Origin of the sequence: Flavobacterium bernardetii, from assembly GCF_011305415.1 — a bacterium.
Taxonomy (GTDB): Bacteria; Bacteroidota; Bacteroidia; order Flavobacteriales; family Flavobacteriaceae; genus Flavobacterium; species Flavobacterium bernardetii.
The window spans coordinates 1-1,050 of sequence record NZ_JAANOQ010000037.1 but is presented as its reverse complement, the minus strand read 5'-3'; the positions used below and the strand labels follow the sequence as shown (position 1 = coordinate 1,050).

The window sequence follows — 1,050 nt, the reverse complement described above, 5'->3', positions numbered from 1 at the left end:
TATACATTTTTCATTTTCTCACTTTTGGATTTTGTCTTTCTGCGCAATTTTGGTTATAACTTACTGCTAACGTTCCGCAGCTACACGAGGTGCAAGGCTTCGTGACTGGATATTTTCTATTTAAGTAAAAAGTTCAATGCGAAACAGCAATTCCACTAAATCCTTGCATCTTGTGTAACTGCTGTTAGCCGTTCGTTGTTTTTTCGTTCGTTTTAATTTCTATTTTATATTTCAATAATTGTCTGATTGATGTTAGATGTCCAAATAAAACAATTGGAACTATAAATGTCGGCAACCAACTAAACGGAAAATTTAAAATCGCAATATTCGGTTGGTCAAAAGCAAATTTTTGAATTGGTGAAGGTGCTGAAAATAATGCGTTCACAACAATATTTGCTAAAAGTCCAAGGCAAATAAAATTCCACAGTAAAATTGTTTTTTTGCTAAGTTTTGTTTTTGTCAGTCCAAAATACGCAATAATTGGTGCAGAAATTCCTGCAAGAATGTCAAAGTTTCGACCTTCAAAAGTCATCAATTCTGGGATTGCTTTGTTGAGAAAAAGCCAAAACAAGATTATTTCAACTGGAATTCTCACAATATTTAGGTAAGTCAAGTTTTTTAGAGGCAAACTGTCAATAAATTGTCTTCCTTTTGAAGTTGCGAACAATAAAATAATTATCAAAATTGTTGGTAAAATTCCTGTCAATATAATTTTAGGAGGAAAAGAGTTTGTGTCAGATTTGTAAATGTTTTTTAAAGCCAGAACCGCTTGAATTGTTAACCAAATTGTCAAACCGATAAAAATTGGAGTTGCTTTTTTCCGTGTCAGTTCAGAATTTGAGTTTCTAATTGTCCAAATAAAAAGCAATAAAGTCGCAATTGTTGTCAGTCCAAAAGTCAGTGAAATATATGTCGGTAAATTGTCAATCATTTGCTATTTGTTCAATTTTTACGGTTTCGCTGTACAATGACGGCTAACGTTCCGGCGCTTGGCGAGGTTGCGAACTTCGGAACCGATTATTTTCTACCAAAGATAAAATTTCTTGCGAG

1 protein-coding gene is annotated in these 1,050 nt (G+C 33.3%); it reads right to left on the bottom strand.

The genetic code is table 11. The features are described 5' to 3' along the window. Positions 1–184: 184 nt before the first annotated feature. Positions 185–931: a hypothetical protein gene (locus tag G6N05_RS15515; protein ID WP_166131900.1), complete on the bottom strand. Its 747-nt coding sequence runs from the start codon at positions 929–931 to the stop codon at positions 185–187. Positions 932–1,050 lie beyond the last annotated feature (119 nt).